The following is a 21,105-nucleotide window of genomic DNA, read 5'->3' as shown; positions in this document are numbered from 1 at the left end:
ACAAGGTAGTTGTATATGTCGAAACGCCTCCTGCTCGCTTTGGCGGGCGCTCTCATGGTGCTGGCCGGATTCGCCCGCGCCGACGTGGATGAGAATTACTCGGTGGTGCTGCTGACGGAGAATTTCCCGCCCTACAACATGGCGATCAATGGAAAGAACTTCGCTCAGGAAGACAACGTCGACGGCATCGCCGTGGACGTGGTCAAGGAAATGTTCAAGCGCGCGGGCATCAAGTACAACCTGACCCTGCGCTTCCCCTGGGATCGCATCTACAAGCTGGCGATGGAGAAGCCCGACTACGGCATCTTCGTCACCGCCCGCCTGCCCGAGCGTGAACAGTCCTTCAAGTGGGTCGGCCCCATCGGTCCGGATGACTGGGTCCTGCTCGCCCGTGGCGACAGCACCATCAGCCTCTCCAGCCTGGAGCAGGCCAAGCAGTACAAGGTCGGCGCCTACAAGGGCGACGCCATCTCCCAGGCCCTGGCCGAGAAGGGCATCGAGGCGTCTACCTCCCTGCGCGACCAGGAAAACGCCAAGAAGCTGGAGAAAGGCCAGATCGACCTCTGGGCCACCGGTGACCCCGCCGGCCGCTACCTGGCCAAGCAGGAAGGCGTTTCCGGCCTGAAGACCGTGCTGCGCTTCAACAAGGCCGAGCTGTTCCTGGCGCTGAACAAGGAGACCCCCGACGAGGTGGTCAAGCGTCTGCAGGACGCACTGGACAAGATGCGCGCCGAGGGCGTGGTCGACCAGATCCTCAACAGCTACCTGTGACACCCAGCGACCGGCCAAGAGCCGGTCGCTTGCCATTGGAAGGCAGGACGAGTGGTGCCGTACGTCCGTGGGCTTGCTTGCCCATGCAGGGAAGTCGCTAGCCATAACCACAAATTCAAGCGAGCGGATGACAATGCATAAACTGATGAGAAGCGCCCTGACCCTGGGCCTGATGTTCCTGGCCTTCGGGGCCCGCGCCGAGCTCCCGGCCGACTACAAGGTCGTGCTGCTGACCGAGAACTTCCCGCCCTTCAACATGGCGGTGGACGATAAGAACTTCGCCCGCGACGACGGCATCGACGGCATCAGCACCGATATCGTCCGCGAGATGTTCAAGCGCGCGGGCATCCAGTACACCCTCACCCTGCGCTTCCCCTGGGACCGGCTCTACCGCCTGACCCTGGACAAGCCCAACTACGGCCTGTTCTCCACCACCTTCACCCCCGAGCGCCAGCCGCTGTTCAAGTGGGTCGGCCCCGTGGCCAAGACCGGCTGGGTGCTGCTCGCCGCGCCGGGCAACAACATCGCCCTCAAGGACCTGAAGAGCGCCGGCCAATACCGCATCGGTGCCTACAAGAACGACGCCGTCAGCCAGTACCTGGAAAGCCAGGGCCTGTCACCGCAGAACGCCCTGCGTGACCAGGAAAACGTGAAGAAGCTGATCAAGGGCCAGATCGACCTCTGGGCCGCCACCGATCCGGTCGGCCGCTACCTGGCCAAGCAGGAAGGCGTCACCGGCCTGCAGACCGTGCTGCGCTTCAACGATGCCGAGCTGTACCTGGCCTTCAACAAGGACACCCCGGACGAAGTGATCGAGCGCCTGCAGAAGGCCCTCGACCAGATGCGCGCCGAAGGCTTCGTCGAAGAAGTGACCAAGAATTACCTGTAATCCCGCCTGCCGCCACCCACCCCGCAGGGTGGGTGGTGCTTGCACCGTTCCGGTGCGCTTAGCGCTACGCCCCGGGCCTCGCCCTCTGTGCGGGCCGCCTTCCTCCGAAATGAACGTTCCGACACAGGCCTACCGGCGGACTTCGCCGTGCGCGTCAGTCCAGGTGGTAGCTGTGGATGCGCGGGTCCGGGTTGACGTCGTACCAGTCGCCTTCGGCCCAGAACACCCGGTCGGTGCGCGGGTCCAGTCCCTGCACGCCGAGGTAGCCCTCGATGGCGAGGCGGCTCCAGCTCCGCCCCCAGTCACGTGAATAGAACACCGCATCGGAGGAAATGGTCGCCGGCTCGCCGTTGGCCTTGGGGTAGAGCCACAGGGGGACGCTGTAGCTGCTGCCGGTATTGGCCAGCAGCACCCCCTTGCCGATGCTGAACCCGCGCAGGCCGGTGCTGGAGGGCAGCGGCCAGAACGGGCTGGGCAGGCTGCCCCGGGCTTGCCAGGCGAGGGTCTGCCGGTCCAGTTCGGCGACCCGGGTGGCCGCGTCCCCTTCGCGCTCGATCACTGCGATCACGCGCTTCTCGTCGTTGCTCACGACCTCGTCCAGGTGCAGGCCGAACTCCCGTTCCAGCGGGCCCATTTGCCACTGGCCGCCTTCCCGTACCAGGCGGGCCTTGCTGGTGACGAACACTGGGGTGGTCAGGTATTGGCCGTCTGGCTCGCCGTAGAGAAAGGACTGCGAGACCCAGATCGCCGCGTGCTGGTCGTCGAACTGTCGGATGTGGCTGGTGATGCGGCCGTACTCGCCGTTGTAGTCGCCCCAGTTGACGCCTTCAGGTGCGCGACTGCGAATGGTGTCGAGGCTGACCAGCAGATCGTCGCTGGCGACGATCGCCTCGCGGGTCGCGCCCTGGTCGGGCGAGTAGTAGAGGCCGCCGCGCAGGTTCTCGGGCGCGCCGTAGGCGCTGCCGCTCTGCGGCAGGCTGGCCCAGGCCCAGACCTGCCGGTTGTCGAAGAAATAGGGGTCGAGCGCCCAGGCCAGGTCGTTGGCCTCCGCCAGCAGGCCCTGGTCCAGGGGTGCCCAGCTGGCGCCCTGGTCGTCGCTGCGCAGGACCACCGTCTGCCGGATGTCCGCCTGCTGCCAATCATCGGGGCGGTTGACGCCGGTGAGCAGGTAAAGGGCATCGCCATCGGGCGTCGCCATCAGGCAGGCGGTTTCGCCGAGGCGGGCGACCTGGACGAACTCACCGTTGGCGTCGAGCCGCGACAGGTAGGTGGTCTGCGGATCGCTGGAGAGGCCGCCGCCGAAGAGGCCACCGAAGCCTGAGGGCTCCTCGTCGTCCGGTTCGGCAGCGCCGCCGCGGATCAGTGCGTCGAGGTCGATGCCGGGCTGGTCCTCGGCCTTTTCCGCGCGGTCCATTCGGCCGACCAGCCAGGTGTTCTTCGGTGTCGCCAGCACGCCGGTGCAGTATTGCTGGCGGGCCCGCTGCTCGACGCGGCTGGTGGTGCCCACGATCTCTTCGCCCGGGCTGGCACCGCCGAGTTCCAGCTTGGCGCTGACGATGATCCAGATATAGCCCGTGGGCACCGCCGCGGCGATGACGAACGCCAGGAGGAGGAAGGCCTTGATCAGGGAGACGCGACGGGACATGGAACGGCATCCTTGCAGGAGAGGCGCTGAAGCCTAAAGACTCGCCGCACGTTTGCCCAGCCGCGATGCCGGGGAACATGCGCTGGCGCACGCCGGCTCAGCGATAGACCCCGGCCTTGCCGTGGGCGGCCATGGCGCGGTTGCTGCGCAGGGCGATCATCTGTTGCACCCCGATCAGTTCGAACCCCTGTGCCTTCAGGCGCGGCAGCTCGCGTTCGAGCAGCGCCAGGGTGGCAGGGTGCGGATGGCCGATCATCACCGCCGAGCCCTGCTTGCGAGCGAGCTTCAGGGCTGCCGCGAACTGGGCGGCGACGGCATCGGGGTGCATGTCGTCGTCGAGGAAGATGTCCCGCGAGAGGCTGGCCAGGCCGATCTTCTGCGCTTCGGCGGCGGCCACGGTGGCGGCGCTGGTGCGACTGTCGACGAAGAAACGGTGGTCGCCCTGCAGGCGGTGCATCAGCCAGGCCATGGCCTGGGGCTGGGCGGTCATGCGGCTGCCCATGTGGTTGTTCAGGCCCTGGGCGTGGGGCACCACGCGCAAGGCGGCGTCGAGGCGGCGCTGCAGTTCGTCCACCGGCATGTCCGGGTGCCAGGCGAAGGGGCCGCCGGCCGGGTCCATGGGCAGGTGCAGCATCACCGTCTTGCCGGCGGCGTGGGCGGTATTGGCCAGCTGGGTGGCGTGGGGCGCGTCGGGGATGATCGACAGGGCCACAGGGCCGGGTAGGGCGAGCACGCGGCGGTCGCGCTCGGGCGTCTGGCCGAGGTCGTCGATCACCAGGCTCAGGCGAGGGTGCTGGCGGCTATCGAGTGGGGTTGCCGGGGCAGGGGGAAGGGTTTTTTCGGGCTTGTCGGCCTCGGCGGGCGGCAGTACCGGGACTGCCACCGGGGCAGGGGTGGCGCTGGGCGTGACGCTGGCCGGTTGCTCGGGGCCGAGTCGGATAGGGCCGGGCTGGATGGGTTGCGGCTGGGCGGGCACCGCCTGCTCCGGCGCCAAGAGGGGCAGCCGGGGCAGGGGCGGGAGGGGGTCGCGGGCCTGGGTCGCCGACGCGCCGAGCAGCAGCGCCAGCAGCCAGGCTCCCCGGCTCACCTCAATCCCCGCGGGTGACGTTCAGGCCCTTGAGCAGGTTCAGCGCCTGGCTCAGCTGATAGTCGTCGTCCTGCGGGCGGGCCTGGGCGGACTTGGCCTTGCCGGAGCTGGGTTTGTCCGCGCCACCGTTGCCGTTGCCGAGGTGGCCGGCGAGGTCGGCTTCCTTGAAGTTCTCGCTGTCCTGCTCGCGGGTGACCTTGGCGCGGGCCACTTCCACGTCCGGGACGATGCCCTGGGCCTGGATGGAGCGGCCGTTGGGGGTGAAATACAGCGCGGTGGTGAGCTTCAGGGCGCGGTCGTTGTTCAGCGGCAGCACGGTCTGCACCGAGCCTTTGCCGAAGCTGTCGGTGCCCATCAGCACGCCACGCTTGTGGTCTTGCAGGGCGCCGGCGACGATCTCGGCCGCCGAGGCGCTGCCGCCGTTGATCAGCACCACCAGCGGTACGCCTTCGCTGGCGTCGGCCGGGTCGGCGGAGAAGCGCAGCTCGGAGTTGGCGATACGGCCCTTGGTGTAGACGATCAGGCCCTTGGTGAGGAAGTGGTCAGCCACTTCCACCGCGGACTGCAGCACGCCGCCGGGGTTGTTGCGCAGGTCGAGGACCAGGCCGGCGAGCTTCTTGTCGCTGTTTTCCTTGCGCAGCTTGGCCAGCGCCTTGCCCACTTCCTCGCCGGTGTTGACCTGGAACTGGGTGATGCGGATGTAGCCGTAGTTCTTGTCCAGCAGCTGACTCTTCACGCTCTTGACCTTGATCACGGCGCGCTTGAGCTCGACGTCGAAGGGCTGGCCGCCCTCGCGTACCAGGGTCAGGACGATGGGGCTGCCGGCCTTGCCGCGCATCTTGTCCACGGCTTCCATCATCGACAGGCCCTTGGTGGGCTGGCCGTCGATCTTGACGATCAGGTCGCCCGGCTGGATGCCGGCCTTGGAGGCGGGGGTGTCGTCGATGGGCGAGACCACCTTGATGAAACCGTCCTCGGTGCCCACCTCGATGCCCAGGCCGCCGAACTCGCCGCTGGTGCTTTCCTGCAGTTCCTGGAAGGCCTCGGGCTCCAGGTAGGCGGAGTGCGGGTCGAGGTTGCTGAGCATGCCCTTGATGGCGTTCTCCAGCAGGGTCTTGTCGTCCACCGGCTCGACGTAGGCGGATTTGATCCGGTCCAGCACCTCGGCGAAGGTGCGCAGCTCGTCCAGGGGCAGCGGTGCCTTGCCGTTCGCCATCGGCGCCTGGGCGGGTGCCGTTGCCGGCGGCTCCTGGGCGGCGTTGGCGAACGAGGCGCCACCGATCAGTGCCAGGGCCATGGCCAGGGAGGTAAGGCGGGACAGATGCGGCATGCGAATCAACTCCTACTGGATGAAGTGGCGCTTATCCTTGCGCTCGGCACCATTGCGCGGGGTCGCTGGGGCGGCCCTGTTGGCGAATGGCGAAATACAACGCGGGCGTGTCCTGCCCGCCACTGGTGCCGACGGTGGCGATGGATTCCCCCGCCTTGACGATGTCGCCGGCATTTTTCAACAGGCTCTGGTTGTGTCCGTACAGGCTGAGGAAACCGTTGCCGTGGTCGAGGATGACCAGCAACCCGGCTCCACGCAACCAATCGGCGAATACCACGCGCCCCCCATGTACGGCACGCACCTGGCTGCCTGCGCTGGCGCCGATGAGCACGCCATCCCACTTAGTTCGTGCGTCTTCGCCGCGAGGAGTTCCAAATCTTGCAACGAGACGGCCGTCGACCGGCCAGGGCAGCTTGCCCCGGGCGCTGGCGAAAGGGCCGCCGTAATTGCCCCCGGTGCTTGAAACCAGGGGCCCGGAGATGGATTTGGCGGCGGCCGGGGAGCGCTTGAGCTCGTCTTCCTGGCGCTGCCGTTCGGCCAGCTCGCGCTTGTGCGCTTCCTCGGCTTCGCGGGCCTGGCGGGCAAGGGTTTCCTCGATGGTCTTGAGCACCTTGCCGAGGTCGGCCTGCTCCTGCTGGCGCGCCTTGAGCTTCTGGTCGCGGTCGGTCACGTCCTTGTTCAGCTTGGCCAGGGCCAGCTGGCGCTCCTTGCGCAGGCCGGCGAGCTGCTCGCGACGGCCGTCCAGGGCGCTTTTCTGCTCGATGAGCGCGGCCTGCTGGGTGGCCATGTCGCGCTCGACGTTGGCCAACTGGCGCAGGGTCTCGTTGAAGGCGTCAAGCTGTTCCAGGCGGGCCTTGCTGAGGTAGTCGTAGTAGGTGAGGGTGCGGGCGAATTTCTCGGGGTGCTGCTGGTTGAGCAGCAGCTTGAGGTATTCCTGCTGGCCGCTCTGGTAGGCCGCGCGGGCCTGGATGCCGATCAGCCGTTGCTGTTCAAGACGCGCGCCCTGGAGTTTTTTTTTCTCCTGGTCCAGGCGCTTGACCTCGTCTTCGCCCTTGTCGAGCTCCTGCTGCAGGTCCTTGACCTGTTTCTCCAGCTGGCCCATGTCGGACTCGGTCTTCTTCAGGTCCTGCTGCACGCCGCTCTTTTCCTGCTGCAACTGCTGCAGGAGCTTCTTCAGCTCGGCGACGTCCTTGGCGGCCTGATCCAGCTGCTGCTGGGTCTGCGCGCGCTCGTCGGCGATGGCCGGGGTGAGCAGGCAGGCAAGGAGGAAGAGGGCGAGGACGCGAAACATGGGGAGGTGCGGCACCAGGGAGGAGGACCGGCCTAGTATGCCCGTCGCGCTCGGCAAAAAAAACGCCCCGAAGCCTGAGCTTTGGGGCGTTCGACACGAAACCGCTGCGCCGGTGGTCGGCGCGCGGCTCATTTCAGCTCGACGATGGTCTTGCCGGTCATCTCGGCCGGCACCGGCAGGCCCATCAGGGTCAGCAGGGTCGGCGCCACGTCGGCGAGCACGCCGCCTTCGCGCAGGCTCACCTGGCGCTTGCCGTAATAGATGAAGGGCACCGGCTCACAGGTGTGCGCGGTGTGCGCCTGGCCGGTCATTTCGTCTTCCATCTGCTCGACGTTGCCGTGGTCGGCGGTGATCAGCGCTTCACCGCCGACCTTGTCGAGGGCCGTGGTGATGCGGCCGAGGCAGGTGTCCAGGCACTCGACGGCCTTGACCGCGGCCTCGAACACGCCGGTGTGGCCGACCATGTCGCCGTTGGCGTAGTTCACGATGATCACGTCGTAGCGCAGGTTCTCGATGGCGTCGACGATGCGGTCGGTCACCTCGGGGGCGCTCATTTCCGGCTGCAGGTCGTAGGTGGCGACCTTGGGCGACGGGATGAGGATGCGTTCCTCGCCTTCGAAGGGCTCTTCGCGGCCGCCGGAGAAGAAGAAGGTCACGTGGGCGTACTTCTCGGTCTCGGCGATGCGCAGCTGGGTCTTGCCGTTGGCGGCCAGGTATTCGCCCAGCACGTTGTTCAGCGATTCGGGCTTGTAGGCGCTGGGCGCAGGGATGCTGGCGGCGTACTGGGTGAGCATCACGTAGCCGGCGAGGGCGATCTCGCGCTGGCGCGGGAACTCCTTGAAGCCGGGCTCGACGAAGGCGCGGGACAGCTCGCGGGCGCGGTCGGCGCGGAAGTTCATGAAGATCACCGCGTCGCCATCTTCCACCGGGGCGGCGTCGCCGATACGGGTGGCCTTGACGAATTCGTCGCTCTCGCCGCGCTCGTAGGCGGCGGCCAGGCCTTCGGCGGCGCTGGCGGCGGTGAACTCGGACCGGCCTTCGGTGATGAGGTTGTAGGCGGCTTCGACGCGGTCCCAGCGGTTGTCGCGGTCCATGGCGAAGTAGCGGCCGATCAGGCTGGCGATGCGGCCCTTGCCGAGGCGGGCGAAGGCGTCGTCGAGCAGCTTGATGGACGGCTCGGCGCTCTTCGGCGGGGTGTCGCGGCCGTCGAGGAAGGCGTGCAGGTAGATCTTCTCGGCACCGCGCTGGGCGGCCAGTTCGGCCATGGCGACCAGGTGGTCCTGGTGGCTGTGCACGCCGCCGTCTGAGAGCAGGCCCATGAAGTGCACGGCCTTGCCGGCGGCGGCGGCTTTGTCCACGGCTTCGACGATCACCGGGTTGTTGAAGAACTCGCCATCGCGGATGGCCTTGGTGACGCGGGTGAAGTCCTGGTACACCACGCGGCCGGCGCCGAGGTTCATGTGGCCGACCTCGGAGTTGCCCATCTGCCCGTCGGGCAGGCCCACGTCCATGCCGCTGCCGGAGATCAGGCCGTGGGGCTGGGTGGCCAGCAGGCGGTCGTACACCGGTTTGGTGGCCGCGTAGATGGCGTTGTATTCGGGACTGTCGCTGTGACCGAAGCCGTCCAGGATGATCAGAACCAGGGGTTTGGGCGTGGCTGTCATAAGTCCGACTCGCATGGCACAAGAAGATCAAAAAGGGAGCGGCATTTTACGTACAAGTTCCTTGTACGTCACCGCCGTGCGGGGTTTGGTGGACCTGTGGTGCTGTGTATACTGGCCGGCATTTTACCGTCCCGGGACCCGTCGATGTTCGCCCACCTGATTGAATTTGCCACTAACCACTATGTGCTGAGCGCATCCTTCGTCGTCCTGCTGGTGCTGCTGATCGCCCACGAACTGCGCCGTGGTGGCCGCAGCATCAGCACCCGCGAGCTCACCGCGCTGGTCAACGGTGGCCAGGGCATCGTCCTCGACGTGCGCAGCAACAAGGATTTCGCCGCCGGTCGTATCGTCGACTCGCTGAACATCCCCTACGAAAAGCTGGCTGCTCGCCTTGCGGAGCTGGATAAGCATAAGGACAAGACCATCATAGTGGTCGACACCATGGGCCAGCACGCTGGCACTGTCTGCCGTGACCTGCAAAAAGCCGGCTTCACCGCCCTCAAGCTGTCTGGCGGCATCGGCAGCTGGCGCGGCGAAAACCTGCCGTTGGTGAAGTGAATATGGCTGCCGTCGTCATCTATTCCAGCGATTGGTGCCCTTACTGTATCCGGGCCAAGCAATTGCTCGGCAACAAGGGCGTCCAGTACGAAGAGATCCGTGTCGATGGCAAGCCCGACGTCCGCGCCGAGATGACCCGCAAGGCGGGGCGTACCTCGGTGCCGCAGATATGGATCGGTTCGACCCATGTGGGCGGCTGTGACGACCTTTATGCCCTTGAGCGGGCGGGCAAGCTGGATGCTCTGCTCAAGGCGTGACCCCACTAGAAACGTACGAACAAGAAGGCTCTGCCATGACTGAACAAGCAAGCAACGGCGCTTCCCAGGAAGCCCAGAACCCGCAATTCTCGCTGCAGCGTATCTATGTGCGTGACCTGTCGTTCGAGGCCCCCAAGAGCCCCGAGATCTTCCGTCAGGAGTGGACCCCGAGCGTGGCGCTGGACCTGAACACCCGCCAGAAGTCGCTGGACGGTGATTTCCACGAAGTGGTGCTGACCCTCTCCGTGACCGTGAAGAACGGCGAAGAGACCGCCTTCATCGCCGAAGTGCAGCAGGCCGGCATCTTCCTGATCAAGGGCCTGGATGCGGCTTCCATGAGCCACACCCTGGGTGCCTTCTGCCCGAACATCCTGTTCCCCTACGCCCGCGAAACCCTGGACAGCCTCGTCGTACGTGGCTCCTTCCCGGCGCTGATGCTGGCTCCGGTGAACTTCGACGCCCTGTACGCGCAGGAAATGGCGCGCCTGCAGGCCGCCGGCGAAGCCCCGGCCAACGCCTGATCCGCGCTGGATGAAAAAAGCGCCCCTCGGGGCGCTTTTTTGTGGGCGGGCGATGGCCCTCAGTCCAGGCTGAAACCGTGCTGGCGCCAGGCCTCGTAGACCGCCACCGCCACCGTGTTGGACAGGTTCAGGCTGCGGCAGCCGGGGCGCATGGGCAGGAGCAGGCGCTGCTCGGGCGGCAGGGCGTTGCGCACCTCCTCCGGCAGGCCGCGGCTTTCCGGGCCGAAAAGAAAGGCGTCGCCCTTCTCGAAGGCAACGTCGTGGAACAGCTGCGTGCCCTTGGTGGTGAAGGCGAACACGCGGGGGTGCCCCAGGCTCGCCAGGCAGCTTTCCAGGTCGGCGTGGCGCTGCAGGGGGGCGTACTCGTGGTAGTCCAGCCCGGCGCGGCGCAGGCGCTTGTCGTCGAGCTCGAAACCCAGGGGTTCGATCAGGTGCAGGTGGCAGCCCGAGTTGGCGCACAGCCTGATAATGTTGCCGGTGTTCGGCGGAATTTCCGGTTGAAAAAGGATGACGTGAAACATGCGTGGCCCCCAGCGCCAAAACCGGCGGCATTCTACTCCCGATGAGGACCCGAGGCGGCGCATGTGGCCGCGCTTTTTGGGCTCGTTGGCGATTTTCGGACTGCTGGTGGGCATGATGATCGGCCGCCTGACCGCGCCGGGGCCCGTCCACCTGGAACGGGTGGAGGAAGTGCCGGGCGGCCTGGCGCTGTGGTTCAACGACGAACCCCGCCAGCACGCGGAACATATGGACGGTGCGCTGGCCTTTCTCTTCGATGCCAGCGCCGAGCCGCAGCAAGGCCACCTGCAGCTGGGGGACAAGGCGCTGAACTGGCGATTGCAGATGAGTCGGAACGGGCTGTTGCTGCACTTCGTGGCCACCCGCCCCCTGCATGGGGAGTGGAGCGGTGCCGAAGTGGATGGCAAGTGGCGGCTGCAGATCAGCCTGCGGGAGGGATAAGAAAGGGGATTCCCCGGCCTGCCTGTACCAAGGTCCCCGAAACGGGTCGTCGCATCGTGCCCGGTGCCGCTTTCGCAGCGCCCGTGGCGGGATAAGAAAGGGGATTCCCCGGCCTGCCTGTACCTGGGTCCCCAAAAGGGTTGTCGCTGCGCTGTCCGGGCCTGTGGCTGCCGTTACGGCGTGGCGGTGTAAGAAAGGGGGTTCCCCGGCCTGCCTGTACCAAGGCCCCCAAAACCGTTCCCCTTCGCCGTGCGCGCGCGGAGCCTGGCTCGACGCGGTGACGCTGGCAGCGAAGGGTCTTGCATAAAAGAGGGATCCCCGGCCTGCCTGTACCAAGGTCCCCGAAACTGGTTGTCTCTACCAATGCAGGGGGTGTGCCAGTTTCTATTCGTGATGCCTGTTCAGGCTCGCTTCGCATCGACCTTCAGCTCTGAAAGTCCCGTAATTCCTGGCCTGTAGCGTTTCGTGCGCTTTTCCGTTGTTGCTCGACATGACCGCCTGCAGGCCGTTTCTCGCGGATTCCTGGCCATTTTCTGAGCACGTTTTTGATGCGCCGAAGCGGTGCGTGGCACCAGCGGGGATCGTTTTTAGCGACTGCAGCCCGCCCTGGTGCAGGTCGCGCAGGCGTCTGGATGGCTGCTCTACGGGGAGTTCGGGGCGTGGGAGGGCAAGGGAGGGAGCAGGAGCGAATCCATTCGCGGTGGGCCTTTCCGAGGGGCTTGGGGATCGGCCAGCGATCCGTCGCGAACGGACCCGCTCCTACAACGCGGAGGGCGGGGTGCCGCCGGATGCGTCACGCGGGCCAGCAGGCCCGCGTATGGAAGGGGGGAGGGGGGCGGAGAGAATCAGGCGTCGTCGCCGTCGTCCTCGTCGCCGCCGTCCACCTTCATGCCCAGTTCCTTGATCTTGCGGGTCAGGGTGTTGCGACCCCAGCCCAGCAGCACGGCGGCGTCGCGACGGCGGCCGGCGGTGTGCTTGAGGGCGGTCTCGATCATGATCCGCTCGAACGACGGCACGGCGCTGTCCAGCAGGCTGGATTGGCCACGGGCCAGGGCCTGGTCGGCCCACTGACGCAGGGCCTGTTCCCAGTTGGTGACCGGGGCGGCGTCCTGGGGCTGGGTCAGCAGCTCCGGCGGCAGGTCGTCCACATGCACTTCACGGCCCGAGGCCATGACGGTGATCCAGCGGCAGGTGTTCTCCAACTGGCGCACGTTGCCTGGCCAGGGCAGGTTCTTCAGGTATTCCTCGGTCTCCGGCTTGAGCAGCTTGGGCTCTACGGCCAGCTCCTGGGCCGCACGGGCGAGGAAGTGGCGGGCCAGCGCCGGGATGTCTTCCCGGCGGTCCGACATGCGCGGGATATGAATGCGGATGACGTTGAGGCGGTGGAACAGGTCCTCGCGGAACTTGCCGGCCTGCACCAGGTTTTCCAGGTTCTGGTGGGTGGCGGCGATGATGCGCACGTCCACCTTGACCGGGGTGTGGCCGCCCACGCGGTAGAACTCGCCATCGGCCAGCACCCGCAGCAGGCGGGTCTGGGTGTCGGCGGGCATGTCGCCGATCTCGTCGAGGAACAGGGTGCCGCCATCGGCCTGCTCGAAGCGGCCGCGTCGCTGGTTGGCTGCGCCGGTGAAGGCGCCTTTCTCGTGGCCGAACAGCTCGGATTCCATCAGGTCCTTGGGGATCGCCGCCATGTTCAGGGCGATGAAGGGCGAGCTGGCGCGGGGGCTGTGGCGATGCAGCGCATGGGCCACCAGCTCCTTGCCGGTGCCGGACTCGCCGTTGATCAGCACGGTGATATTGGAATGGCTGAGGCGGCCGATGGCGCGGAACACCTCCTGCATCGCCGGCGCCTCGCCGATGATCTCGGGGGTGGGCGGCTGGCTGACCGGGGCTTCGAGGCTCTGCTGTTCCTGGGCGTGCTGGTTGGCGCGCTTGACCAGTGATACCGCCTCGTCGACGTCGAAGGGCTTGGGCAGGTATTCGAACGCGCCGCCCTGGTAGGACGCCACGGCGCTGTCCAGGTCGGAATGGGCGGTCATGATGATCACCGGCAGGCGCGGGTGCAGCTCGCGGATGCGTGCGAGCAGGTCCAGGCCGCTGGAGCCGGGCATGCGGATGTCGGAAATGATCACGTCGGGCTGCTGGCGACCCAGTCGGGTGAGCACGCTGTCGGCGCTTTCGAAGCTCTGGGTGGTCATGCCTTCCTGTTGCAGAGCTTTTTCCAGGACCCAGCGGATGGAGCGGTCGTCATCGACGATCCAGACGGTTTCACTACGAGTCATGAGGATGTGGCTCCTTGTTCCAGCGGCAGGAAGATCGAGAAGACGGTGTGGCCGGGGTGGCTCTCACACTCGATCAGGCCCTGGTGCTGGCTGATGATGTTCTGGGCGATGGCCAGCCCGAGCCCGGTACCGTCGGGGCGCCCGCTGACCATGGGATAGAAGATGGTTTCCTGCAGTTCGGGCGGGATGCCCGGGCCGTTGTCGATGATCTCCACCTTTGTCACCAGGCGATGCCGGGTGTGGCCGATGGTGAACTGGCGCAGGGTGCGCGAACGCAGGGTGATGCGCCCGAGGCGCAGGTCGTTGTTGGCGGAGATGGCCTGCATGGCGTTGCGCACGATATTGAGCACGGCCTGGATCATCTGCTCGCGGTCGATGAGCACATCCGGGATGCTCGGGTCGTAGTCGCGCACCAGCGTGATGCCGCCCTGGCTCTCGGCTTCCACCAGGCTGCAGACGCGCTCCAGCACTTCGTGGACGTTGGTCATCGCCAGGGACGGCAGCTTGTTGGAGCCGAGCATGCGGTCCACCAGGTTCCGCAGGCGGTCCGCCTCTTCGATGATGACGTTGGTGTAGTCCTTCAGGTGCTCTTCCGGCAGTTCCCGGGACAGCAGTTGGGCGGCACCGCGAATGCCGCCCAGGGGGTTCTTGATCTCGTGGGCGAGGCCGCGCACCAGCAGCTTGGTGGTCTCCTGCTTGGACAGTTGCGCCTCTTCCTTGGTGATGCGCAGCAGCCGGTCGCGCGGGTGTACTTCCAGCAGCAGCAGGGTGGCGCCCTTGTTGAGGATGGGCGTCACCGCGTAGTCCACCGTCAGGGTCTGCCCGGCGAGGGAGGTGAGCATGGCTTCGCGCTTGGTGAAGGGGTGCGCCTCTTCCACCGCCTGGCGTAGCGAGGTCAGCGCCTCGGGGGATTCGGTGAACAGCTCGCTGATGAACTGGCCATGGCTGCGCTGGCCGCTGACGGCCAGAAGCATTTCCGCCGCCGGGTTCATGTACTCCAGCCGCAGGTCGGCATTGAGCAGGATCACCGCGGTGGTCAGGTTGTCGAGCAGCAGTCGGTGCAGGGCGTCGTTGATGGTCATAGGTCGGGCATCTCGGCGATGGGCAGGAAAATGCAAGAAGCAAACCAAGCCCTGAAAAGACGCGCTGAAACAGGCAACCAGCCGCTTGCGGCTGCTTTTCAGCGCAGCGCGGCGGTGCGCGGGCGAACCAAAATGGGGAGAGTATAGAAATCGGTGCAGCGTGACGCACCATTGCGGTGCGTCAGTGGATCAGAAGAACGGAAGGATGCCGATGATGCCTTTGTCCGGCTCCTTGGGCTTGTCCTTGAGCGGGCATTCGGGGCGCACGCCGTAGTCCTTCTTCTGGCAGGGGCGGGCCTGGCGCTTCTGCGCCAGGGTCGTACGCAGGATGTGCACCGGCTGGTTCGGCGTGCGTTCCACTACGCGGCCCTTGCCGTCGACTATCTCCACCGCCAGTTGGTGGGTGCCGCGATCCAGGTTGGTGATGGGGAATACCGGGCTGCGGCCGTGCTCGCCCTGGGTCTTGCCGTCCAGCACCAGGCGATAGCTGTGGCCATCGCGCAGGCCGGGCTCGCTCATGGCGGTGACGATGAGGTTGCCTTCCATGTCCCGCAGCGTGGCGTCCGGCTCGGGCACCAGAATGCGCAGCACCTGGTAGCCCAGCTCGCGGGGAATGGCGGCCGGTGGCAGCACGGCGGGGGCCGTTGGCTGGGCGGTCATGCCGTTGGAGGGCGCCAGTTCGATGCGCTCGGCATTGCCGGGCTTGGGCCGGTCGGTGAAGACGCGGTTACCTTCCTCGTCGACATAGGTGTAGACCTGGGCCATCGCCGGCAGGCTGGCGAACAACAGGAAGAGCAGGATCGTGCGCATGGGTCAGTTGGCTGGCTTCGGAGTGGGTTTCGGAGGGGGTGGCGGGCGCAGCGCCGGGCTGCTGGTGTTGACCCGCTGCACGGTGAAGGTGACGGTTTCGCTCTGTTGCACGACCTGGTCGCCGGCCAGTACCTGGACCGCGAGGCTGTGCTCGCCACGGTCGGCGTTGACCACCTGCAGGCGCGGCACGTTGACCTTCTGGCCCGCGGGCTTGCCGTCCAGCAGCAGCTGCAGCTGATGGCCCGGGCGCAGGCGCGGAATCAGCTGCACGCCGACGGAGAAGGTGCCGTTGTTGGCGCGCAGGGCTTCTTCGCTGGGGACGTCGGTCAGGCGGAGTTCCTTGTACGCCGTTTCCGCCGCCTGGTCTTTCGGGGTGGCGACCGGCGTCACGGGTTTCTGCGCTTCCACGGTGTTGGTGGTGGGCAGGCTGACCTCTTCGGTCTTGGTGCCATCCGGCGGCTGGTTGGTGAAGACGGTATTGCCGTTGGCGTCGGTGTACTTGTAGATCTGCGCCGTGGCGGGGAGCGTCAGCGACAGCAGCAGGCAGGCGAGCAGGAGGCGCATGGGCCGGTCTCCTCTGGATGATGCCGCTAAGCCTTGCACCCGCGCGCCAAGCTGGCAAGTTCGGCCTGATGCGGCTGTGCGGCGCAGCCGGAAAATCGCTCGGTTCGAGGGCGTTGTTGCACGCAATCCATGCCATAAAAAAAGAGGCCTCCCGAAGGAGGCCTCTCAGTCCGCGCCGCTTGCGCGGCACGTTGCCTATGCAGGCAGCTGGATCAGACGCTGTAGTACAGGTCGTATTCCAGCGGGTGCACGAAGGTGCGCACCTTGATTTCTTCTTCGCTCTTCAGCTCGATGTAGGCATCAATGAAGTCGTCGCTGAACACGCCGCCCTTGGTCAGGAACGCACGGCCCTTGTCCAGCTCTTCCAGCGCCTCTTTCAGGCTGCCGCAAACCTGCGGGATCTCTTTCGCCTCTTCCGGCGGCAGGTCGTACAGGTTCTTGTCGGCCGCATCGCCGGGGTGGATCTTGTTCTGGATGCCGTCCAGGCCGGCCATCAGTAGAGCGGCGAAGGCCAGGTAGGGGTTGGCAGCCGGGTCCGGGAAGCGCGCTTCGATGCGGCGTGCTTTCGGGCTGGACACGTACGGGATACGGATCGAGGCGGAACGGTTGCGGGCGGAGTAGGCCAGCATGACCGGGGCTTCGAAGCCGGGAACCAGACGCTTGTACGAGTTGGTCGACGGGTTGGTGAAGCCGTTCAGGGCCTTACCGTGCTTGATGATGCCGCCGATGAAGTACAGGGCGGTATCGGACAGGCCGGCATAGCCTTCACCTGCGAAGGTGTTCTTGCCGTCCTTGCCGATCGACAGGTGCACGTGCATGCCCGAGCCGTTGTCGCCGTACAGGGGCTTCGGCATGAAGGTCGCGGTCTTGCCGTAGGCGTCGGCGACGTTGTGCACGCAGTACTTCAGGGTCTGAACTTCGTCAGCCTTGGCGACCAGGGTGTTGAACTTCACGCCGATTTCGTTCTGACCGGCAGTCGCCACTTCGTGGTGGTGAACTTCGATGACCAGGCCCATTTCTTCCATGGCATTACACATGGCAGTACGGATTTCGTGGTCGTGGTCGCACGGCGGAACCGGGAAGTAACCGCCTTTGACGGCCGGGCGGTGGCCCTTGTTGCCGCCTTCGACGTCCTGGTCGGTCATCCACGAGCCTTGCTCGGAGATGATCTTGAACATGGAGCCGGAGATGTCGGACTTGAACTTCACTTCGTCGAAGATGAAGAACTCGGGTTCCGGGCCGACGAAGACGGTGTCACCGATACCGGTGGTCTTCAGGTATTCCTCGGCGCGCTTGGCGATGGAGCGCGGGTCGCGATCGTAGCCTTGCATGGTGCTCGGCTCGATGATGTCGCAGACCAGGATCAGGGTCGGCTCTTCGGTGAAGGGGTCCAGCACGGCGGTGCTGTCGACCGGCAGCAGGATCATGTCGGAGGCTTCGATGCCTTTCCAGCCATGTATGGACGAGCCGTCGAACATCTTGCCGACTTCGAAGAACTCGTCGTCCAGCGCGTCGCGTGCCGGCATGGTCACGTGGTGCTGCTTGCCTTTGGTATCGGTGAAGCGCAGGTCAACCCACTTCACGTCATGGTCTTTAATCAGTTGAAGCGACTTCGACATGGTGTCCTCCAGGTGGTCGGGGGTGGCTGTCGTGCAAGCCCCCAATAAAAAGGTGAAGCCGGGGCGGCATAGTCCGCCAGGGCAACCTGCCTCACAAGGGAGCAAATTGCGTGCCAGTGCCCTGGAATGGGCAAAGGCCCTAGAACTCACGCGGGCCGGGGGCTGCCGATTGATTGTGTACAGTTTTGCGCACCAATTCCGTGCTCCGCGCATCGAGATTGCACCTGTTTGGTGCGTAGCGAAGAGGTGTGATTGATTTTGGTCAAAGCTTGAACAATTTCCGCTATAATCCGCGCCCCTCTTTTTTCAGCGTCCCAGCCAGTGCTGTTTTCATGAAACTCATCATCAAGGTCTTCCCCGAAATCACCATCAAGAGCCGGCCGGTGCGCAAGCATTTCATCCGCCAGCTCGCGAAGAACATTCGCGTGGTCTTGCGTGATCTCGACCCGGAAGTCGAGGTGAGCGGCATCTGGGACAACCTGGAACTGGTCACGACGCAGACCGACCCCAAGCTCCTTGCGGAGATGATCGAGCGCCTCACCTGCACGCCCGGCATCACCCACTTCCTGGAGGTCAACGAGTACCCGCTCGGCGACTTCGACGACGTGCTGGAAAAGTGCAAGCTGCATTACGCCGACCAGATTCCCGGGAAGATCTTCTCCGTGCGCTGCAAGCGTGCCGGCAAGCACACCTTCACCTCGATGGAGCTGGAGAGCCATGTCGGCAGCCGCCTGCGTCGTGAGTGCAACGCCGCCGGCATCTCGCTGAAGAACCCGGAAGTGGAAGTGCGCATCGAAGTGCGCGACCAGCGCCTGTTCGTCATCCACCACCAGCATGATGGCCTGGGCGGTTACCCGCTGGGCTCGCTGGAGCAGACCCTGGTGCTGATGTCCGGTGGTTTCGATTCCACCGTCGCCGCCTACCAGATGATGCGTCGCGGCCTGATGGCGCACTTCTGCTTCTTCAACCTCGGCGGTCGTGCCCACGAGCTGGGCGTGATGGAAGTGGCCCACTACCTGTGGGAAAAGTTCGGCCGCTCCCAGCGCGTGCTGTTCATCAGCGTGCCGTTCGAGGAAGTGGTGGCCGAGATCCTCGGCAAGGTCGACAACAGCCAGATGGGCGTGATCCTCAAGCGCATGATGCTGCGGGTTTCCACGCGCATGGCCGAGCAACTGCGCATCGAGGCGCTGGTCACAGGCGAGGCCATTTCCCAGGTGTCCAGCCAGACCCTGCCGAACCTCTCGGTGATCGACTCGGCCACCGACATGCTGGTGCTGCGCCCGCTGATCGCCAGCCACAAGCAGGACATCATCGACACCGCCACCCGGATCGGCACTGCCGAGTTCGCCAAGCACATGCCCGAATACTGCGGCGTGATCTCGGTGAACCCCACCACCCGCGCCAAGAAGAGCCGCATCGAATATGAAGAGACGCAGTTCGACATGGCCGTGCTGGAACGCGCCATCGAGCGCGCGCGCCTGATCCCCATCGACCGGGTGATCGACGAGCTGGGCCAGGACCTGAAGGTGGAGGAGGTGAGCGAGGCTCTGCCGGGGCAGATCGTCATCGACATCCGCCACCCCGACGCCCAGGAAGATGAACCGCTGGAGCTGGCGGGCATCGAAGTCCAGGCCATGCCGTTCTACGCGATCAACAGCCGCTTCAAGGAACTGGACGAAAATCGCCAGTACCTCCTCTATTGCGATAAAGGCGTCATGAGCCGCCTGCATGCTCACCATCTGCTCAGCGAGGGGCATGCCAATGTGCGCGTTTATCGCCCGGCCTAAACAGCCCGGGCTGTACGGCGGCAGCATCCGCCACCGCCCCCCCGACCAGCGGGCGGGCTGAATCGAACGTTTTTCATACAGGCCGCCTAGACTCAGCGGCGAACCGAATCCTCTGATCGAGATGCACAAGTGATCGAAAAACTACGCAACATCGCCATCATCGCCCACGTCGACCATGGCAAAACCACCCTCGTCGACAAGCTCCTGAAGCTGTCCGGCACCCTCGACCGCAAAGAAGCGGAAAGCGAGCGCGTGATGGACTCCAACGACCAGGAAAAAGAGCGCGGCATTACCATTCTGGCGAAGAACACCGCCATCAAGTGGAACGGCTACAACATCAACATCGTCGACACCCCCGGCCACGCCGACTTCGGCGGTGAGGTCGAGCGCGTGATGTCGATGGTCGACTCCGTGCTGCTGGTGGTCGACGCCCAGGACGGCCCCATGCCGCAGACCCGCTTCGTGACCCAGAAGGCGTTCAAGGCCGGCCTGCGTCCGATCGTCGTGGTCAACAAGATCGACCGTCCGGGCGCGCGCCCTGACTGGGTCATCGACCAGATCTTCGACCTGTTCGACAACCTCGGTGCCACCGACGAGCAGCTCGACTTCCCGATCGTCTACGCCAGCGCCCTGAACGGCATCGCCGGCCTCGACCACGAGAAGATGGACGACAACATGGACGCGCTGTTCCAGGCGATCATCGACCACGTTCCGGTTCCGGACGTCGACGTCGACGGCCCGTTCCAGATGCAGATCTCCCAGCTGGACTACAACAGCTTCCTCGGCGTGATCGGCATCGGCCGCATCGCCCGCGGCAAGATCAAGTCCAACACCCCGGTGGTCGCCATCAGCGACGACGGCACCAAGCGCAACGGCCGCGTCCTGAAGATCATGGGCCACTCCGGCCTGCAGCGCGTCGAAGTCGCTGAAGCCGAAGCCGGCGACATCGTCTGCGTCAGCGGCATGGAAGAGCTGTTCATCTCCGACACCCTGTGCGACCCGCAGAACGTCGAAGCCCGTCCGCCCCTGACCGTCGACCAGCCGACCGTGAGCATGACCTTCCAGGTCAACGACTCGCCCTTCGCCGGTAAGGAAGGCAAGTTCGTCACCAGCCGCAACATCAAGGACCGTCTGGAAAAAGAACTGCTGCACAACGTCGCCCTACGCGTTGAAGCGGGCGAATCCGCCGAGAAGTTCAAGGTCTCCGGCCGTGGTGAACTGCACCTCTCCGTACTGATCGAAACCATGCGCCGCGAAGGCTTCGAGATGGCCGTAGGCCGTCCGGAAGTGGTCATCATCGAGAAGGACGGCGACAAGCAGGAGCCCTACGAGAACGTCACCATCGACATCGAAGAGCAGCACCAGGGCTCGGTGATGGAGCAGATGGGCCTGCGCAAGGGCGATCTGACCAACATGATCCCCGACGGCAAGGGCCGTGTACGCCTGGAATACACCATCCCGGCGCGTGGCCTGATCGGCTTCCGTAACAACTTCCTGACCCTGACCTCGGGTACCGGCATCCTGACCTCGACCTTCAGCCACTACGGCCCGATCAAGGCCGGCGAAGTCAGCAACCGTCAGAACGGCGTACTGGTCTCCATGGCCACCGGCACCGCCCTGACCTACTCGCTGGAAACCCTGCAAAGCCGCGGTAAGCTGTTCCTCGGCCCAGGCGACGAGATCTACGAAGGCCAGCTGGCCGGCATCAACAGCCGTGACAACGACCTGGTGATCAACCCCACCAAGGGCAAGAAGCTCGACAACATGCGCGCATCGGGCAAAGACGAAGTCATCGCCCTGGTTCCGCCGATCCGCTTCACCCTGGAGCAGGCGCTGGAATTCATCGCCGACGACGAGCTGGTGGAAGTGACTCCGAAGTCCATTCGCCTGCGCAAGAAAATGCTGAACGAGAACGACCGCAAGCGCTACGAGCGCGCCAAGGTCTGATCTTCGATCAGTAACTGAAGAGCCCCCGTCGGAGTGATCCG

At 65.2% G+C, this 21,105-nt stretch carries 19 protein-coding genes; 8 read left to right on the top strand and 11 right to left on the bottom strand.

The features are described from left to right. Nucleotides 1-15 precede the first annotated feature (15 nt). On the top strand, nucleotides 16-771 hold the full coding sequence (locus tag PI990_RS29645) for a substrate-binding periplasmic protein (RefSeq protein ID WP_271659301.1): 756 nt from the start codon (nucleotides 16-18) through the stop codon (nucleotides 769-771). Nucleotides 772-904: 133 nt separating this feature from the next. Continuing rightward, nucleotides 905-1,660: a substrate-binding periplasmic protein gene (locus PI990_RS29640; RefSeq protein ID WP_043240542.1), complete on the top strand. Its 756-nt coding sequence runs from the start codon at nucleotides 905-907 to the stop codon at nucleotides 1,658-1,660. Between the two features lie 154 nt (nucleotides 1,661-1,814). Here the strand turns inward: PI990_RS29640 and PI990_RS29635 are convergent, their stop codons facing one another. The 5 genes from PI990_RS29635 to gpmI all read right to left on the bottom strand — a co-directional run bounded on the left by PI990_RS29635 (nucleotide 1,815) and on the right by gpmI (nucleotide 8,677). Then, nucleotides 1,815-3,305: a hypothetical protein gene (locus PI990_RS29635; RefSeq protein WP_271659300.1), complete on the bottom strand. Its 1,491-nt coding sequence runs from the start codon at nucleotides 3,303-3,305 to the stop codon at nucleotides 1,815-1,817. A gap of 97 nt (nucleotides 3,306-3,402) precedes the next feature. Further along, nucleotides 3,403-4,089, bottom strand: a complete 687-nt coding sequence (locus PI990_RS29630) for a divergent polysaccharide deacetylase family protein (RefSeq protein WP_271661377.1) — start codon at nucleotides 4,087-4,089, stop codon at nucleotides 3,403-3,405. A gap of 304 nt (nucleotides 4,090-4,393) precedes the next feature. Beyond that, a complete protein-coding gene (locus tag PI990_RS29625; RefSeq protein WP_021218672.1) occupies nucleotides 4,394-5,722 on the bottom strand; it encodes a S41 family peptidase in 1,329 nt (442 codons plus the stop codon). A 31-nt stretch (nucleotides 5,723-5,753) separates the two neighbouring features. Then, nucleotides 5,754-7,013, bottom strand: coding sequence for a murein hydrolase activator EnvC family protein (locus PI990_RS29620; protein ID WP_271659299.1), 1,260 nt, complete (start codon nucleotides 7,011-7,013; stop codon nucleotides 5,754-5,756). 128 nt (nucleotides 7,014-7,141) lie between these two features. Beyond that, nucleotides 7,142-8,677: a 2,3-bisphosphoglycerate-independent phosphoglycerate mutase gene (gpmI, locus tag PI990_RS29615; protein WP_271659298.1), complete on the bottom strand. Its 1,536-nt coding sequence runs from the start codon at nucleotides 8,675-8,677 to the stop codon at nucleotides 7,142-7,144. Nucleotides 8,678-8,821: 144 nt separating this feature from the next. Here gpmI and PI990_RS29610 point away from each other — a divergent pair, with 144 nt between their 5' ends. From PI990_RS29610 to secB, 3 genes are read left to right on the top strand one after another with little or no spacing between them, the layout of a single operon-like run. Further along, a complete protein-coding gene (locus PI990_RS29610) occupies nucleotides 8,822-9,235 on the top strand; it encodes a rhodanese-like domain-containing protein (RefSeq protein WP_021218675.1) in 414 nt (137 codons plus the stop codon). A 2-nt stretch (nucleotides 9,236-9,237) separates the two neighbouring features. Beyond that, nucleotides 9,238-9,492 (top strand): glutaredoxin 3, encoded by a 255-nt coding sequence (gene grxC, locus PI990_RS29605; RefSeq protein ID WP_021218676.1) that lies wholly within the window; start codon nucleotides 9,238-9,240, stop codon nucleotides 9,490-9,492. A gap of 35 nt (nucleotides 9,493-9,527) precedes the next feature. After that, nucleotides 9,528-10,013 (top strand): protein-export chaperone SecB, encoded by a 486-nt coding sequence (gene secB / locus PI990_RS29600; RefSeq protein ID WP_021218677.1) that lies wholly within the window; start codon nucleotides 9,528-9,530, stop codon nucleotides 10,011-10,013. 59 nt (nucleotides 10,014-10,072) lie between these two features. On the opposite strand, the gene PI990_RS29595 is transcribed toward secB, so the two are convergent. Continuing rightward, nucleotides 10,073-10,534 carry a tRNA (cytidine(34)-2'-O)-methyltransferase gene (locus PI990_RS29595; protein WP_271659297.1) on the bottom strand — a complete coding sequence of 154 codons (462 nt, stop codon included), beginning with the start codon at nucleotides 10,532-10,534 and terminating at the stop codon, nucleotides 10,073-10,075. Between PI990_RS29595 and PI990_RS29590 the strand changes: the two genes are divergently transcribed. Then, a complete protein-coding gene (locus PI990_RS29590) occupies nucleotides 10,533-10,973 on the top strand; it encodes a hypothetical protein (protein WP_043240562.1) in 441 nt (146 codons plus the stop codon). The two genes, PI990_RS29595 and PI990_RS29590, sit on opposite strands and share 2 nt — an antisense overlap. 845 nt (nucleotides 10,974-11,818) lie before the next feature. On the opposite strand, the gene ntrC is transcribed toward PI990_RS29590, so the two are convergent. The 5 genes from ntrC to glnA form a co-directional block, all read right to left on the bottom strand. Next, the gene (gene ntrC / locus PI990_RS29585; RefSeq protein WP_021222137.1) at nucleotides 11,819-13,255 is read right to left on the bottom strand and encodes a nitrogen regulation protein NR(I); all 1,437 of its coding nucleotides are present in this window, start codon (nucleotides 13,253-13,255) and stop codon (nucleotides 11,819-11,821) included. Next, entirely contained in the window at nucleotides 13,252-14,337 is a 1,086-nt protein-coding gene (gene glnL / locus PI990_RS29580) for a nitrogen regulation protein NR(II) (RefSeq protein WP_021222136.1), read from the bottom strand. Before glnL ends, ntrC begins: the two co-directional genes overlap by 4 nt. 189 nt (nucleotides 14,338-14,526) lie before the next feature. Further along, nucleotides 14,527-15,147, bottom strand: a complete 621-nt coding sequence (locus tag PI990_RS29575; protein ID WP_271659296.1) for a DUF4124 domain-containing protein — start codon at nucleotides 15,145-15,147, stop codon at nucleotides 14,527-14,529. A gap of 3 nt (nucleotides 15,148-15,150) precedes the next feature. Then, nucleotides 15,151-15,711 carry a DUF4124 domain-containing protein gene (locus PI990_RS29570; protein ID WP_271659295.1) on the bottom strand — a complete coding sequence of 187 codons (561 nt, stop codon included), beginning with the start codon at nucleotides 15,709-15,711 and terminating at the stop codon, nucleotides 15,151-15,153. A 212-nt stretch (nucleotides 15,712-15,923) separates the two neighbouring features. Next, complete coding sequence (gene glnA / locus PI990_RS29565; RefSeq protein WP_021222133.1) at nucleotides 15,924-17,330, bottom strand: glutamate--ammonia ligase; 1,407 nt, start codon at nucleotides 17,328-17,330, stop codon at nucleotides 15,924-15,926. A gap of 332 nt (nucleotides 17,331-17,662) precedes the next feature. On the opposite strand from glnA, the gene thiI reads away from it, so the two are divergent. Then, complete coding sequence (thiI, locus tag PI990_RS29560) at nucleotides 17,663-19,117, top strand: tRNA uracil 4-sulfurtransferase ThiI (RefSeq protein ID WP_271659294.1); 1,455 nt, start codon at nucleotides 17,663-17,665, stop codon at nucleotides 19,115-19,117. Nucleotides 19,118-19,246: 129 nt separating this feature from the next. After that, nucleotides 19,247-21,064, top strand: coding sequence for a translational GTPase TypA (gene typA, locus PI990_RS29555; RefSeq protein WP_021222131.1), 1,818 nt, complete (start codon nucleotides 19,247-19,249; stop codon nucleotides 21,062-21,064). Nucleotides 21,065-21,105: the final 41 nt, after the last annotated feature.

Origin of the sequence: Pseudomonas sp. TUM22785, from assembly GCF_028198105.1 — a bacterium.
GTDB classification, from domain to species: Bacteria; Pseudomonadota; Gammaproteobacteria; order Pseudomonadales; family Pseudomonadaceae; genus Metapseudomonas; species Metapseudomonas solani.
The sequence above is the reverse complement of the archived record's forward strand: the minus strand, read 5'-3'. Positions and strand labels throughout refer to the sequence as shown.